Below are 16,186 nucleotides of genomic sequence, written 5' to 3' on the forward strand. Positions count from 1 at the left end.
GAGTCCTTTTTTAGTTCCTTAATCTGTTAACAGATTAAAAACGGAATTTGGCGTTAACCCCTACAGTCTGAGTATCTGCATCTATACCTACTGCGTTTGCATTAACATAGCTTGCGCCTACTGCAACTGCTGGAGTAATAAAGTAGTTAATGTTTGCTCCCCAAGCTGAATCCATTACATCAGTAAAATTAGATTCAGCATAAGAAGCGCCTACACTAAATTTTGGTGTAAAGTAGACATCAGTTTTTAACTGATATGCATTGTTGCTGTCTGCATGCATCATTGCGGCTTCAAAACCAACTGATGCATTTGTACCATCAACTGGGCCTACATATTTAGTGCGGGCAGTTACGATATCTTGAGAAAGACGCTGATTAGTAAAACCGGCAGTTGCAGCTTCACCTACAGTTTTTAGAATACCATTAGACATAATATTGTTGGCGTCTAGAGCAAAAGGATCAGCAATATTTGCATAGCCTACTGCTACCAGGAAATTAGGTGCCAGAAGTGCACCAAGCTCTAATGCATAACGATCGCCATTATTTTCAATAGAACCTAATTTTGTACCAAACTCAGATATATCTGTATCTGTTTTAGTGTGGCTATAAGCTGCACTGGTATATAACGGAATAACTGAAGTCGGAATATATGCTTCACCTTTTACGCCGTAAGTGTGTGCTTCAGTATCCAGACTCAAGGTACGATCTGCACCCAAGTCAAGATTACCATAGGTGTAAGCAAGAGAAATGTTAGAAGCTTGGTTTAAAAATGCGGCTTCAGCTAATGGCCCTTTGCTTGAATCTACATTTTTATAGTAGTAAGTTCCGGCTACTGAACCAGTAAAATCTTTATCATTGAGTGTGGCATCGATATATTCAGATTGTCCCTGAACCTCAAATTGATATGCTTGCGCACCGGTCATGGCTAATAGTAAAGCAGTGGCTAAACCGAGTTTTTTCATGATATTTACCAGTTTATTAAAAATGGATTAAACCACTGCATTGTATTGTAACAATTTATTAAGTCAATGAAGTAAAAAGATATTATTTTATAGAGTAATTATACTAAATATGATAAAGAACATTTTTTGCTCATTTGGAATAAGGTTTGTCAACCTTTTAAAAAGTTTCGATATAACAGTTAAGTAATACTTAATTAATGAATAAATTTTAGGAAAAAATGAGTTTTGAATAAGAGTTTTATGATTGTTTTAACTGATTAATATAGAAGAATTAATCAATAATTCTAGAAATAAGAAAGGAATCAAATTGAAGTATTTTATATTTAATTTTTGGTAGGATAGATGCTTTTTTAAGCACTTTATAAGCTAAAAACTTTAAATTAGAATTTATCTTAGTAGTTAGATTAAGATAAGACTTAGCTCTACAAAATTGTAAAAAGCGATAGATTTTCTAATCCTTATTAAATTAATCAACTTTACTTTATACATGAAAAATCACATAATATTTATATCAGATATATACAACTTATATCTGTACCACAGAATTTTTAAAACCGTATTTCTGGTTTATCCGCCCAGCTTTCCCCAAGGTTGGGCTTTTTTTAACCTGAGTTTTATACTTAGACAGTGTGCTATTTTAAATTACAGTTAAAATAAGAAATTTGAGCTGTACATGCAAAACCAAAAAATGACTTGCGTAATTTTAAAAAAGTTTTAACTAAAAATAAGTAAATTTTAAGTAAAAAAAGGCCCAGCTTAAAAGAGATAACTGGGCCAGAAAGGATGCATAATATTTGGGAGATACATCCTGAGGAATTCAAATAAGTGTGATTAAAATCTCACTTATTATTCTTAAATGTAGTATGCAACAGTTTTTTAAATGTGTTAAATTGATAATTAATATTTTAAAAAACGGTAAAACCAATTAATAGAAAAATTATAGAGTTAGAAAAAATATTAATCTTTAACTTGAAAAGGGATTTAAGCTAAATGAAATATTATATAGTTGCAGAAACTATTTATCTTTTATCTTTCAGAAAAGTTATTAAAATTATAGTTCTGATTTTTTAATAAAATTTTATAAATTTTGTATAGAGAAAAAATATAGTGTATTTAAAAGTATTTATATTTTTACTCAGGGCTCTATGTATTCTGCAGATCTCTTAGACTTTAAAACTAGAGTGATAAATTTTTAAACTATTGAAAAAGATAGAGTAAAAGGTAAAATAGCCCCTCTTGGGGAACAGGTTATTACTAACTTTCCATTAAAAAAACATCAGTAAACTTTAAGTATTCTAAAGAAGCTATCTCTGCCCGAAACTTTTATGATCTTAAGTTTTTATAAAATATATTTTTGAATACTAGAATCTGTAATGGGATATGTTTGATGAAGAACCAGCTACGTTCAGAATATATTACCCGGCGTTTGTTCTGGTCCATGTTGGTTATTATTTTTTCACTTCTTTTTATTTGTATTCCTCTGACTATAGACAGTTATCGTACTTACAAGAAAACAGACCTGGCTCTGACAGAAATCTCTGCACTACGTAATATGGCCGAGCTGACAAATATGATTTCACGAGAACGTGGCCCATCAAATAAAGTCATGTCGAGTACAACAGAAGAGTTCGAACAGAATTTCAGGGAACTAATTGATTTTCGAAAATCAGTAGATACACATATTGCTGAAACAGTAAATATTTTAAACAAGGCCGGCTTGCCGGCAGATGCTGAAAATGTATCTAAGAATGTGGTGCATTCACTAGAGCAGGGTAGACAGGCTATAGATGGCTATATTGCTATACCTCGCTCTAAAAGAACCTCTATACAGCTTGATCGGTCGATTCAGAAAATGTTTGCTGCTTGGGATAGCGCTCATCAGGTCTTAAAAAATGTCATTTCACATTCAGTGGGGAAAAATACCGTTATCTCTGATTATTATACCCTGATTTTAATTTTGACTGACCTGCGGGATCAGGCTGGACGTTTGGCCTCCAATATTATTGCAGCGGTCACTTTTCAGGAGAAAATTCCAGAGGAAAATCTTGCACGCTCTTTGCAGACCCAGTATCAGGCTTATTACTTATGGGATCTGATTAATTCTATTCAACAGGATAAATATAGAACACCCCAATATTTAAGACTACATGGTGAAGTTAAAACAGAGTTTCTGGAAAAAGCGATTCCAATGGTAAAAACGCTGATCAATGAAAGTATAAAAAATCAGCCGTACTCTATGACAGGAACCCAGTTAACTGAACAAATCGTTGATAAATTTTTGACAGTGGTTAATTTACAGGATTTTCTGCTGGATCATAGCGTTAAAACAGCTGAAGAGGTACGCAGTAAGGCATGGAAAAAATTTATCCTGACTCTTTCTGTTTCTGTTATTTCTGTGTTTACCGCCATTTTTACTATGGTTTATGCACGCTATAAAGTATTTACCCCCTTAATCCGGGCACGCAATCTGATTTTAAAGCTTGCCGGTCATCAAGATGCTCGTATCCAGTCCTCAGATATTCTTTATCCACTCTCGCTATTTGAAGCCATACAAAAACTACAGGCACAGCTGGCCGAGCGTGATGTACTTGAATTACAACTGCGTAATATTGCCAATACCGATATTTTAACCGGAGTATCGAATCGCCTAGCATTGGATGAGCATATACAGTATCTGGAAAAGCATGTTAAACAATTAAGCCAGACTTGTCTGATTCTGGTAGATATTGATTATTTTAAACAGGTAAATGATCAGTACGGACACATTATTGGTGATCAAATTATTCAGCTTGTTGCCAGTCAGCTTAAAAAAAGTGTACGTTCTTCGGATCTGATTATTCGTTATGGCGGAGACGAATTTATCATATTCTTGGAATATGTCGAGTTCGGTGCAGCTTTGAAAGTGGCAGAAAAAATTCGTGCTGAAGTCCAGCAGGCCCATCTTAAGCTTGAAAATGGTAACTCAATTTCTGTTTCAGTGAGTATAGGCGTCGCGACAGGCGCAGAAAACTGGTTAGAACTGCTGGAAAAGGCGGATCAGGCGTTATTCCGGGCAAAGGCAGCGGGACGAAATAGTGTTGCGTAGTAAGAGATTTAAATTCCCAAATTTTTAGAATACGCTAACCTAGGAGTTTTTTTCTTATTGTATTTCGATGAATATTTTTATAAATAAAGCGGCTGTTAAAGCTATTGATAGAAACAACAGGGTATTGCTAAAAAAACCTTTATAACTATCTGACTGCATAAAACGTCTCAGTAAAAAATTATGAAGTTTAAAATAAAAAAACGGTGAATATATCACCGTTTTCAATAGGGCTTTAACAGCTGAGGAGTCTATTTCAATAAAGGTTTCAAGAAACGGCCTGTATGTGAAATAGCTACTTCAGCAACCTCCTCTGGTGTGCCGGTAGCAATAATCTGACCACCACCAGAGCCTCCTTCCGGTCCAAGATCGACCACCCAGTCTGCAGTCTTAATAACATCCAGATTGTGCTCAATCACTACAATGGTATTACCCTTGTTGCGTAGCTCATGCAGGATATCTAATAACTTGGCAATATCATGGAAATGCAGGCCTGTGGTAGGTTCGTCCAGTACATACAGAGTCTTCCCGGTATCACGTTTAGCTAATTCACGGGCCAGTTTTACCCGTTGAGCTTCACCTCCCGACAGCGTGGTTGCCGACTGGCCCAGACGGATATAACCGAGACCTACCTGAGTCAGTGTTTCCAGACGGCGATGAATTACCGGAATAGCCTCGAAGAATGCAGCTGCATCTTCTACCGTCATTTCCAGTACATCGGAAATATTTTTACCTTTATAGCCAACTTCCAGAGTCTCACGATTATATCGTTTGCCATGACAGGCATCACAGGGTACATACATATCCGGCAGGAAGTGCATTGCTACCTTAATCATGCCATCACCTTCACAGGCCTCACAGCGGCCACCTTTTACATTAAAGGAGAACCGGCCAGCACTATAGCCGCGTGCTTTGGCTTCTTGTGTTTGGGCAAACAGTTCCCGGATAGGTGTAAATACGCCTGTGTAGGTTGCCGGGTTGGAGCGTGGGGTACGTCCAATCGGACTCTGGTCAATATCTACAACTTTATCAAGAAATTGCAGACCATCTATACTGTCAAATTTCTCTGGTGTTAAGGTAGTTGCTCCATTGAGCTGAGTAGCTGCCAGAGGTAACAAGGTCCGGTTAATCAGGGTAGATTTTCCAGAACCAGACACGCCGGTAACACAGGTCATTACACCTAGGGGAATGGTAAGGTCAACATTTTTCAGGTTATGTCCTGACGCCCCTAACAGCTTGATCTGTTCTTCCGGTTTTGGCGGCTGAACACGCTGTTGTGGTACCGCGATTTTTAACTCACCAGAAAGATATTTGCCAGTCAGTGAATCTTTGTGCTGGCAAAGTTCATCGGCTGTACCCTCAGCAATTACATAACCGCCATGCACTCCTGCACCTGGGCCAATATCAATAATATGGTCAGCGGCACGAATGGCATCTTCATCATGTTCAACCACCAGTACAGTATTGCCCAGATCACGCAGACGAATCAGGGTTTGCAGTAGGCGGTCGTTATCACGCTGGTGCAAGCCAATCGAAGGCTCATCCAGTACATACATCACGCCCATCAGACCGGCACCAATTTGTGAAGCCAGACGAATACGCTGTGCTTCACCACCAGACAAGGTTTCTGCTGAACGCGCAAGACTCAGATAATTCAGACCGACACTGACCAGAAAGTGAAGACGCTCACGAATCTCTTTGAAGATTTTGTCACCAATTTCACCTTTGGCGCCTTCCAGATGCAGATGCTCATAATAATGTGCGGCATCACCGATCGACATGCGGGTAATCTGGCTGATGGTATGGTCCAGAATTTTTACATTACGTGAAATCTCATTCAGCCGAGAACCGTCGCAAACATCACAAGCAGCATTCGACAAGTATTGTGACAGGTCATCTCGTACATAATTACTTTCAGTCTCACGGTAGCGCCGTTCTAGATGTGGCAATACACCCTCAAAAGGCATAACCCGGTTATGACGGCGGCCACGTTCGTCCACATAGCTGAGATCAATTTTCTCACGCCCTGTACCATATAAAAACTTCTTCTGAATATCTTTACCCAAGTCTTTCCACGGGGTTTCCAGAGAATAATCATAATGGGCAGCTACTTTTTGTAGCATTGAATAATAATAAGGGCGCTGACGGTCCCAGCCACGGATTGCACCTTGGCTAATACTCAGCTCCGGGTTATGGATCAGTTTATCGGCACTGAAGTGGCTACGGGTACCCAGACCATCACAAGCTGGACAGGCACCAAACGGATTATTAAATGAAAATAACCGTGGTTCCAGATCACCTACCGCACGGTCACAGTCCGGACATGAATGTTTGGCCGAAAATACCCGGTCTGGATGTTCATCTTTCATCCAGGATAAAACTGCCAGATCTCCGCCGAGCCGTAGTGCAGTTTCAAAAGATTCAGCGATACGATTACCCAGGTCATCACGTACTTTGAAACGGTCCACAATTACTTCAATAGTATGTTTCTTTTTCTTGTCCAGTTCGGGTGGCGTATCAATTTCAATAATTTCGCCATCTACACGTGCACGGACAAAACCCTGACTTTGCAACTGTTCAAAGAGGGTAGAGTATTCACCTTTACGTTCACGTACTACCGGTGCCAGCAGCATCAAGGCTGTCCCTTCAGGCAGGGCTTTTACAGCATCTACCATTTCTGACACAGTCTGCGCCACCATTGGCAAGTCATGTTCCGGGCAGTACGGTGTACCTACACGTGCGTAAAGCAGTCGCAAATAGTCATAAATTTCTGTAATAGTTCCCACTGTAGAACGTGGATTATGACTGGTTGACTTCTGTTCAATTGCGATTGCAGGAGACAGGCCTTCAATTGCATCAACTTCCGGTTTTTCCATCTGGGATAAAAACTGACGCGCATAGGCCGACAATGACTCGACATAACGGCGCTGACCTTCGGCATACAGGGTATCAAAAGCAAGAGAAGATTTACCTGAGCCCGAAAGTCCCGTAATTACCACGAACTTGTCCCGTGGAATATCGAGTGACACATTTTTGAGGTTATGGGTACGTGCGCCTCGAATACGGATATGACTTTGACTCATGAATCGTCCTAAGTAAGCGTTTAAAACTCTATATATGGTAGCGCTTTAAAAATGTTCAAGCGTAGTTTTTATGATTTTAAAGCGTCAGTTTATGTCACATTGTTTTACTATTCACTTAAACCTTCAGGCCAGTCCCGCTGCCGGTAGGCACTGTCCCAAAAAATCCACTCCAGCTCAGCACCACGTTTATAAACTTGCTGCATTTTATTTAATGTCTCGTGATCACACTGCTGAGCCACCTGGTCCAATGTCATGATCACTTCCCTTACCGCATGATGAAACTCTTCACCCGCATAGGTATCAATCCAGGCCTGATAGGGATTGTCGGGCGCTGAATGCTCAACAATATATCTGCCGACTTCAGCATATATCCAGAAACAGGGTAACAGGGCAGCCAGAACCACCGGATAGCTTTCTGACCAGGCAGTTGCACTCAGGAATGATGTGTAATGATGGCAGGCTTGAGTCAATGGTGTAGCTGCAAATTGGGCTGGGCTAATACCGAATTTCTGCATGAAATCCTTATGCAGGCTACGTTCAAATACAATTGCTACCCGTGCAGCTTCAGAAAACTGAATCACTTCCTCGGCATTTGCAGCTTTGGCTGCACAAACTGCCAGGGCACGGCCGTAGGCAAGCAGATAATGTGCATCCTGAATAATATAATGAGTGAAGATTTTTTTGCATAAGGTTCCCTGCATCAGTTCCTGGTTGAAAGGCATCTTGAGGATTCGTTCATATAAACCCAGATTATCCCGCCACAGTAATTGTGAAAAATGCAATTTTATACTCCTGAAGGTAAGCGTTAAAAAATACTTAAAATATCCCAACACTATAGGATGTTATCTATAAGACCATGAGCTCTTGAATATAACTTAAACTTCTTAATACATCAGGTTGCTCACTGATCAAAAAGTTTTTACCGGCTTCAAAAAAAACAGGTCATAATTACTGGAACAAGATGCCGTAGACTTCTCCGGTTCAAACAGGTTTTAAAACATTCATTGTGAATAGGTTTATCCATGAAGCATTTCCGATTTTCCATTTTTTTTACGGTGGTGTGTCTTGCACTGTCAGCTTATTGGGGCTATACCCATGGGCCTCAATCAGGCATAGAAACCATGTTCAAGGCTCTGACCATCACGGCCATCCTGGCAGTAATGGAGGTGTCCCTGTCATTTGACAATGCTGTAGTCAATGCCTCAGTACTACGTAACTGGGACCACTTCTGGAAAATGATCTTTCTGACAGTTGGTATCTTAATTGCGGTTTTCGGTATGCGTCTGATTTTCCCTGTGGTGATTGTTGCAGTCACTGCTGATATGGGATTAATGGAAGTGGTAAGACTGGCACTTAATGATCCAACGGCCTATTCGCAGCGGTTGATGGACCATCATGCTGAAATTGCTGCTTTTGGTGGAGCTTTCTTGCTTCTGGTTTTTCTGAATTTCTTCCTGGATGAAGGTAAAGATACTCACTGGTTTCGCTGGCTGGAGCGACGCTTAACCAGTTTGGCCAGCGTACCGGCCATGTCTGTATTTATTGCCCTGATTGCTTTGCTGGTAGTGGCTGCCAATGTAGACGAGACAAAACGTCTGGTCGTAACTATGGCTGGTATCTGGGGAATTGTAATTTATATCGGGGTACAGGTACTTAGTCATCTGCTAGGCGGTGAACCGGAAATTGATGAAGAAGGTAACGCTGTTACACATGACAGCACGGGCGCAGCAACCGGTGTAGTAAAAGCAGGTTTCGGCGGTTTCCTGTATCTTGAAGTGCTGGATGCATCTTTTAGCTTTGACGGTGTAATTGGAGCTTTCGCAATTACCAGTGATGTAGTTATTATTATGCTAGGCTTGGCAATTGGTGCAATTTTCGTCCGCTCCATGACTATTTATCTGGTCGAAAAAGGTACACTGGATGCTTACATCTACCTTGAACATGGTGCGCATTATGCAATTGGCGCACTGGCCATCATCATGCTGGCAAGTGGCACAGGCGTACATATTCCTGAAGTGGTAACCGGCCTGATCGGGGTGGCATTTATTGTCTGGGCAGTACTGGCTTCAATCCAGTATCGTAAACGGACAGAACGTCTTGGTTAGAATATATTTTTAAACTCAGAATAAGTTGAAGGGTATAGTCATATACCCTTTTTTATTGTCATTAATATCGTTATTTCGAATAACAGAGCTACGCGCTTTGAGCTGCTTTATCTTATAATTCATCTTATTTTCTAATAAGCCTGTTGCTATGATGAATGCCTTAGAACGCCGTTCAACTTTTGCCTTAAGCAGTATCTTTGCTTTACGCATGTTGGGCCTGTTCATGATTATTCCTGTATTCTCTGTAGCAGGGCAGTCATATCAGTATGCGACACCAGCATTGTTGGGCCTGGCTGTGGGTGTTTATGGTCTGAGCCAAGCGATTCTTCAAATTCCATTCAGCTTGCTGGCAGATCGATTCAGCCGTAAACCTCTTATAGTGATTGGCTTGTTGTTGTTTGCTCTGGGCGGTGCAATTGCTGCCATGTCAGAGACTATCTATGGCGTGATTATTGGCCGTGCTATTGCTGGGGGTGGTGCAGTTTCAGCAGTAGTGATGGCTTTACTCGCCGATGTAACCCGTGAAGAGCAGCGTACTAAAGCAATGGCTGTGATGGGCATGAGTATCGGCCTGTCGTTCGTAGTAGCTTTTAGTCTGGGTCCTTGGCTTACAGGAATTGTCGGTATTTCCGGCCTGTTCTGGGTAACCACAGTCATGGGCCTTCTGGCGATTCTAATGTTATTCATGGTGCCTAAGGTCACTCGTCATCATAAGAATTTTTCCCAAGGCTATTTGCAACAGCTTAAGCAGGTCCTGAAAATGGGTGATCTGAACCGTCTGCATTTTTCAGTATTCAGCCTGCATTTGCTGCTTACCGCAATGTTTGTATATATACCTTCACAGCTGATTGAATTTGCCCATATTCCGCTTGCCAGTCATGGCATGGTCTATTTACCGCTTTTGGTAGTTAGTCTGTTTTTTGCTTTTCCCAGTATTATCCTGGCGGAAAAATATCGCAAAATGCGTGGAATCTTTTTGACGGCAATTACTGGAGTTATATTAGGCCTGCTGATCATGATTTTTGGCTTTGAGTCTAAATATATCCTGCTGACCGGCCTTGGGTTTTTCTTTATTGCTTTTAATGTGATGGAAGCATTATTGCCGTCCTGGCTGTCCAAATCTGCACCTTTGCAGTCTAAGGCTACCGCCATGGGTGTCAATGCCAGTGGCCAGTTTCTGGGTGCCTTTTTCGGAGGAACACTGGGCGGTTTCCTGCTGACTTTGCATAATACTTCTCTAGGCTGGAGTATCCTGACAGCAATTGCCATAATCTGGTTATTCATCAGTTTTGGTCTGGCTCAGCCACGCTATTTAACTTCACTGGTTTTAAGCTTGCCAGAAATGCAGGAAACAGATGAATGGACTTCTAAGTTATTGGCGATTCGTGGTATTGAAGAGGTCGTGGTGATGCCTGAACAGCAACTGGCCTATATTAAAGTCGATAAACAGCAGGTGGATGCAGCTGCTCGACATAATTTGACGCAGTTGTTGGGTAAAGAGGTAGCCATTTAAGCATAACTCTTATAAAGTAAAACATAGAAATGAATAGGAAGAGAACAGCTGATGCGTGGTGTAAATAAGGTTATTTTAGTAGGGACTTTAGGGCGCGATCCAGAGACAAAAACTTTCCCAAATGGCGGCTCTTTAACACAGTTTTCTATCGCAACGAGTGAATCGTGGACAGATAAAAGCACAGGTGAACGTAAAGAACAGACAGAATGGCACCGTATTGTGCTACACAACCGTCTAGGTGAAATTGCCCAGCAATATTTACGTAAAGGTTCAAAAGTTTATATTGAAGGTTCATTGCGTACCCGTCAATGGACCGACCAGAACGGTCAGGAACGTTATACTACCGAGATTCGTGGTGAACAGATGCAGATGCTAGACTCAGGCCGACAGCAGGGCGATCAGGCAGGTGCAGGTTTTGGTGGTGATCAAGGCTATGGTCAACCACGTTTTAACAATAATCAGGGTAGCCAGGGCGGTTATGGTAACGGCAACCAGCAGGGTAGCGGTTTTAATAATAACAGCAACCAAGGTGGCGGTTATGGCAATAATAACCCGGGCGGTTTCGCACCTAAAGCTCCTCAGTCAGCTCCAGCCTCTCAAGTTCCGGCTGACCTGGATGATGATCTGCCATTCTAACTGGTATTAATAAAACAAAAAGCAGACCCGTGGGTCTGCTTTTTTATATTCATTTTTTAAATAAAAAAGAACGACTCAAAAAAAGAGCTGAGTCGTTGTTGAGCAAGTTCTATCAAAAGTAAAAATACTGCAAATCTATTTTTAATTAGCCATTAACGATTGAACCGCCATTTACATGAATAACCTGGCCTGAAATATAGCTGGCATCATCGGAAGCCAGAAATAGATAGGCAGGCGCCACTTCGCTTGGTTGGCCCATGCGTTCCATTGGCGTTTCCTTACCAAAATCTTTGACCTGTTCTTCATCAAAGCTGCTTGGAATAAGCGGGGTCCAGATCGGTCCGGGCGCAACACCATTTACACGAATTCCTGTTTTATTTTTAAGGAGATTAGTCGATAAACTACGTGTAAAGGAGGTAATGGCGCCTTTAGTGCTGGAGTAGTCAATCAGCTGGTCATGTCCGTGATAACTGGTGATGCTGGTCGTATTAATAATACTGTCACCTTCTTTTAAATAAGGCAGTACTGCTTGGGTCAGGTAGAAGATTGAAAAAATATTGGTTTCAAAAGTCTTGAATAATTGCTGCTGCGGAATATCAGTCAGATATTTCTGTGGGTACTGTACCCCGGCATTATTCACCAGAATATTAATTTTCTGGAATTCATTTAGAGCTTTTTCAACTAGCTGATCAACTTCTTCTTTTTTCTGGATATCACATTTTACCAGAAGGCAACGCCGGCCTTCCTGTTCAACCATTGCTTTGGTATCTTCAGCATCCTGACTTTCTTCTAGATAAGCAATCACAATATCTGCACCTTCACGTGCAAATAACACCGCAACTGAGCGGCCGATTCCACTGTCACCACCAGTAATCAATGCAACTTTATCTTTTAATTTATCACTACCTTTATGGAAAGCCTTGATAATTTCAGGCTCGGGATTCATTTTGGTCTGTTTACCCGGTTGATGGGTTTGAATCTGTGCAGGTGGTGTAGCTGGGTACTGATTCATAAGATCTCCGGATGATTGTTATAAAAAAATAAATAAAAAGGATTCAGAGAAATTCTGAATCCTTGACTTAAAATACTTACATACGGTCCCAGGCATCTTTAATGGCATGTTTAGCCTGTTCCCACTTTAAACGTGATTCACGTTTAGTTTCTTCCCATTTCTGCTGCAAGTTGCCTTCCATCTCATCAAAGTGACGGCCTTCATTTTCTCGGCGGCTGGTATAACCCAAGTTATAAGCACCTGAATAATCACGATCATATTCCAAGTCAGGATAGTGTGTTAATGCATCTTTATAATATGGAGTCTTATTATAATTCTCCTTCCAATATTCCTGAGATTGACGATGTGTATCGTCTTTATAAGTGCTGGTCGTATCCGTTAGGTTTTCATTTACGTCAACCATTGTACATCTCCTGCTTTATATTAAAAATCTATAGTTAAAATATAAAAGCTATTTACTAAAAAAGATGTTGGGAAAATATATTAAAACATAGAGGGATTGCTGCTTTATGTTTTTTAATTTTACATTGAAATATTATTTAATAAATTAAATATAAAAAATCGGATATTATATAAATATCCGATATTAAATTTTTTATTTTTAAGAAAGAAGTAATATATTTAAATCTATCTATATTAACAAATAGCCAAAGATGAAAATAATCTTAATTTTCTAAGATTAATAATCTTCATTTTGACCTTCCTGACGAGAGCGATATTGATCATCAGTTTCATGCTGCATTGCATTATTACTATTTTGCTGATGCTGCTGACCCTGTTCATACTGAGTGGTGCGTTGCTGCTGTTGCTGTTCAGGGCTAACTTGCTGTGGCTGGCCGCCATGACTTTGCTGATTATGCTGACTGGTAGCACCCATGCCTGTACCTGTCAGACCTTGGCCTTCCTGACCACGATTAGTTCCTTGCTGGTTATTATTAACACCACCTTGCTGGTTCAGACTTTGGCCTTGTTGGCTCATACCCTGCTGGCCCATATTTTGACCCTGCTGGCTCTGCGATGAACCTTGCTGGCTTTGTTGGTTATACTGATTCTGTTGACCCTGCGGGTTATAATTCTGCTGATCTGGCTGTCCTAAACCTTGACCCTTCTGGTCTGACTGCTGGGTATGTTGCTGGCTTTGCTGCTGTTGTTGCTCAACACTCTGCTGGCCGTCCTGCCCGACACCAAGTTGTTGGTTCTGGTGGTGAATACCCTGATCCTGTTTGCTCTGGGTATTATTTTCCTGTTGTTTCTGTTCGCCAGTCTGTCCTTGCTGGTTTTGCAAATGTTGTTGATTTTCCTGATTTTGATTGTTCATATTATTCATGTCTCACCTCTTGTGTTTAAAATAATCTATACATCACATGAAAATAATTAAAACATAGAATTAGGTTATGAAGTGTTTAAGCATGTTGCTGAATAATTAAAATGAATTATTTAAAATAAATAAGAATATAGAATTAGGTAATTAAAATAGGAAGTTATTATGTTTTAGGTTAATCTTAAATTAATTTAATATTACATTGGTTACATATAAATAAGATTTAAAGATTATCTAGATGAGTTTTGCTTTATTAAAAAAAATAGGAAAAGCACTTTAGTGCTTTTCCTATTATTATTTATTATTACAGTTTAGAAAATTATGCCGGAATCTTTTTGGCCTGCATTTCACGAGCCCAGACGCGATGTTTGAGCAGTGCAGTTTTCAGCTGTTCTTGAACAGCTGTAAAGTTCGGCATAGTAATTACACCTTCATCAGGTTCAATAAGAGGCATGGTAGTAATTAATCTTTCATTCCCGTTCAGGAAGACCAGTGGTTTCAGATGCTTATAGGTTTCCATAATATAATGCATCAGATAGCCTTCCTGATCTGGTACAACTTCCTTGGTACCACCAAGTACTACAGTTGCATCATAGAAAATCGAAGGTTCTGACTGATAGTTTCCTTTGAGCGGTAAAGTCGCGTTTGTATCAGAAGTCACGAAACCGCTATGATCACTGATACATTCAAGGATAACGCCTTCCTTGATTGCCCAGTCCTGAATAGTTTCAAATTCCTGCATGCTGAAGCCATCTTGTACCAGCAGGGCCAGACGGCGTGCACGAATATCAAGTGGCGGGAAGGCCTCCTGACTCAGGCGTTTTGACGGAGTAACAGTTGCTAGCTCGCGTTTTGGTGGCATAGGAAGTGAAAGCTTCTGTGCAACATAGCTCGCCAAGTCATCGTCGATATAGCTGAGCATTTCATTGACGATACGTTCACGGATATAAGCACGTTTAACTTTGGTAAGCTCAAATACATAAGCATCTTTAATATGCTGTTGCTCATGTGGAGTCTGGCTAACATAAAATAGACGTGCCTGACTAAAGTGATCATTAAAAGACTCACTGCGCTCACGTACCTTATGTGCATCTACACGTTCATAGTAGCTTTCAAAACCACCGCCACTTGGTGCAGGTGGAGTTTCACGTGGCCAGTTGTTATCAATCGAATTAGGTTCATAGTTTGCCTGACCTTGATGCACAATCCGCTGATGATAACCATCACGCTGATTATTATGGAAAGGACAAACGGCACGGTTAATTGGAATCTGATGGAAGTTTGGACCCCCAAGGCGTATTAACTGGGTATCTGTATAAGAGAACAGTCGTGCCTGTAGTAACGGGTCATTACTAAAATCAATACCCGGTACAACATGTGCCGGACAGAAAGCTACCTGTTCAGTTTCTGCAAAGAAATTATCTACATTACGGTTTAGTGTAATTTTACCAATTGGAGTTACAGGGACCAGCTCTTCTGGTATTAATTTGGTGGCATCCAGAATATCAAAATCAAACTTATGCTCATCCTCTTCAGGAATGAGCTGAACACCGAGTTCCCATTCCGGATATAAACCGCTTTCAATAGCATCCCATAGTTCACGGCGGTTAAAATCAAGGTCTTTACCATTGATTTTTTGTGCTTCATCCCAGAGTACCGAGAACACACCTTGCATCGGGGTCCAGTGGAATTTCACAAAGTGAGATTTACCTTCAGCATTGATCAGGCGGAAAGTGTTCACCCCGAAACCCTGAATGCCGCGGAAACTTCGTGGAATTGCACGATCAGACATTAGCCAGATTACATGATGCGCTGTCTCTGGTGTAAGTGAAACAAAATCCCAGAAAGTATCATGTGCTGAAGCTGCTTGAGGGATATCATTGTGTGGTTCGGGTTTAACGGCATGTACGACATCTGGAAACTTTATCCCGTCTTGAATGAAGAAGACCGGCATATTGTTACCCACCAGGTCATAATTTCCCTCAGTGGTATAAAATTTCATGGCAAAACCGCGAACATCACGTGGAATATCTGGTGAACCGCGTGAGCCCTGTACAGTCGAGAAGCGTACAAACATAGGTGTAGTAATTTGCGTATTAGTCAGGAAGGCCGCCTTGGTAAAACGTTCATTCCCTTCATAAGCCTGAAATACGCCATGTGCACCAAAACCACGGGCATGTACAATCCGCTCCGGAATACGCTCATGGTCAAAGTGGGTAATTTTTTCCCGCATGATAAAATCTTCAAGCAGGGCAGAGCCACGCGAACCTGCTCTGAGCGTATTCTGGTTATCTGCAATTTTTAAACCCTGATTGGTCGTCAGTGCATGACCCGTAGCATCACTTCGTGCACTATTTAAGTCAAAAGTCTTGAGGTTATCGTTTTCTTTATCTGGTGTGTCGGCGCCTGCCAGCTCACTTTTAGAATAATGTTGATTCGTCATACCATGCCTCTATTGTTTTAGGTGTGTGTA

11 protein-coding genes are annotated in these 16,186 nt (G+C 40.8%); 4 read left to right on the forward strand and 7 right to left on the reverse strand.

The window, feature by feature from the left end:
• Positions 1-34: 34 nt before the first annotated feature.
• The gene (gene omp33-36 / locus B3X18_RS06565) at positions 35-964 is read right to left on the reverse strand and encodes a porin Omp33-36 (protein ID WP_265596719.1); all 930 of its coding nucleotides are present in this window, start codon (positions 962-964) and stop codon (positions 35-37) included.
• A gap of 1,384 nt (positions 965-2,348) precedes the next feature.
• On the opposite strand from omp33-36, the gene B3X18_RS06570 reads away from it, so the two are divergent.
• Entirely contained in the window at positions 2,349-4,046 is a 1,698-nt protein-coding gene (locus B3X18_RS06570) for a GGDEF domain-containing protein (protein ID WP_034669787.1), read from the forward strand.
• Between the two features lie 248 nt (positions 4,047-4,294).
• On the opposite strand, the gene uvrA is transcribed toward B3X18_RS06570, so the two are convergent.
• Together uvrA and tenA are read right to left on the reverse strand one after the other, a co-directional pair.
• Positions 4,295-7,126 carry an excinuclease ABC subunit UvrA gene (gene uvrA / locus B3X18_RS06575; protein WP_034669788.1) on the reverse strand — a complete coding sequence of 944 codons (2,832 nt, stop codon included), beginning with the start codon at positions 7,124-7,126 and terminating at the stop codon, positions 4,295-4,297.
• 107 nt (positions 7,127-7,233) lie between these two features.
• A complete protein-coding gene (gene tenA, locus B3X18_RS06580) occupies positions 7,234-7,908 on the reverse strand; it encodes a thiaminase II (RefSeq protein WP_005017903.1) in 675 nt (224 codons plus the stop codon).
• A 240-nt stretch (positions 7,909-8,148) separates the two neighbouring features.
• On the opposite strand from tenA, the gene B3X18_RS06585 reads away from it, so the two are divergent.
• The 3 genes from B3X18_RS06585 to ssb all read left to right on the forward strand — a co-directional run bounded on the left by B3X18_RS06585 (position 8,149) and on the right by ssb (position 11,380).
• On the forward strand, positions 8,149-9,231 hold the full coding sequence (locus B3X18_RS06585; protein WP_034669790.1) for a DUF475 domain-containing protein: 1,083 nt from the start codon (positions 8,149-8,151) through the stop codon (positions 9,229-9,231).
• Positions 9,232-9,379: 148 nt separating this feature from the next.
• Positions 9,380-10,744, forward strand: coding sequence for an MFS transporter (locus B3X18_RS06590; RefSeq protein WP_005017908.1), 1,365 nt, complete (start codon positions 9,380-9,382; stop codon positions 10,742-10,744).
• Positions 10,745-10,795: 51 nt separating this feature from the next.
• Positions 10,796-11,380, forward strand: a complete 585-nt coding sequence (gene ssb / locus B3X18_RS06595; RefSeq protein WP_005017910.1) for a single-stranded DNA-binding protein — start codon at positions 10,796-10,798, stop codon at positions 11,378-11,380.
• A gap of 145 nt (positions 11,381-11,525) precedes the next feature.
• Here ssb and B3X18_RS06600 read toward each other — a convergent pair whose 3' ends face one another.
• The 4 genes from B3X18_RS06600 to katE all read right to left on the reverse strand — a co-directional run bounded on the left by B3X18_RS06600 (position 11,526) and on the right by katE (position 16,156).
• Positions 11,526-12,392 (reverse strand): SDR family oxidoreductase, encoded by an 867-nt coding sequence (locus B3X18_RS06600; protein WP_005404647.1) that lies wholly within the window; start codon positions 12,390-12,392, stop codon positions 11,526-11,528.
• Positions 12,393-12,468: 76 nt separating this feature from the next.
• Entirely contained in the window at positions 12,469-12,795 is a 327-nt protein-coding gene (locus B3X18_RS06605) for a hypothetical protein (protein WP_005017916.1), read from the reverse strand.
• A 276-nt stretch (positions 12,796-13,071) separates the two neighbouring features.
• Positions 13,072-13,719, reverse strand: coding sequence for a hypothetical protein (locus tag B3X18_RS06610; protein WP_005404646.1), 648 nt, complete (start codon positions 13,717-13,719; stop codon positions 13,072-13,074).
• Positions 13,720-14,032: 313 nt separating this feature from the next.
• Positions 14,033-16,156 (reverse strand): catalase HPII, encoded by a 2,124-nt coding sequence (katE, locus tag B3X18_RS06615; RefSeq protein ID WP_005024128.1) that lies wholly within the window; start codon positions 16,154-16,156, stop codon positions 14,033-14,035.
• Positions 16,157-16,186: the final 30 nt, after the last annotated feature.

Origin of the sequence: Acinetobacter sp. UBA6571 (assembly GCF_002434085.1) — a bacterium.
GTDB classification, from domain to species: Bacteria; Pseudomonadota; Gammaproteobacteria; order Pseudomonadales; family Moraxellaceae; genus Acinetobacter; species Acinetobacter radioresistens.

What these genes read in the sequence shown, in the direction of transcription:
- B3X18_RS06570 (WP_034669787.1), top strand. Translation starts at nt 2,349, where the DNA reads ATGAAGAACCAGCTACGTTCAGAATATATTACCCGGCGTTTGTTCTGG.
- uvrA (WP_034669788.1), bottom strand. Translation starts at nt 7,126, where the DNA reads ATGAGTCAAAGTCATATCCGTATTCGAGGCGCACGTACCCATAACCTC.
- B3X18_RS06585 (WP_034669790.1), top strand. Translation starts at nt 8,149, where the DNA reads ATGAAGCATTTCCGATTTTCCATTTTTTTTACGGTGGTGTGTCTTGCA.
- B3X18_RS06590 (WP_005017908.1), top strand. Translation starts at nt 9,380, where the DNA reads ATGATGAATGCCTTAGAACGCCGTTCAACTTTTGCCTTAAGCAGTATC.
- ssb (WP_005017910.1), top strand. Translation starts at nt 10,796, where the DNA reads ATGCGTGGTGTAAATAAGGTTATTTTAGTAGGGACTTTAGGGCGCGAT.
- B3X18_RS06600 (WP_005404647.1), bottom strand. Translation starts at nt 12,392, where the DNA reads ATGAATCAGTACCCAGCTACACCACCTGCACAGATTCAAACCCATCAA.
- B3X18_RS06605 (WP_005017916.1), bottom strand. Translation starts at nt 12,795, where the DNA reads ATGGTTGACGTAAATGAAAACCTAACGGATACGACCAGCACTTATAAA.
- B3X18_RS06610 (WP_005404646.1), bottom strand. Translation starts at nt 13,719, where the DNA reads ATGAATAATATGAACAATCAAAATCAGGAAAATCAACAACATTTGCAA.
- katE (WP_005024128.1), bottom strand. Translation starts at nt 16,156, where the DNA reads ATGACGAATCAACATTATTCTAAAAGTGAGCTGGCAGGCGCCGACACA.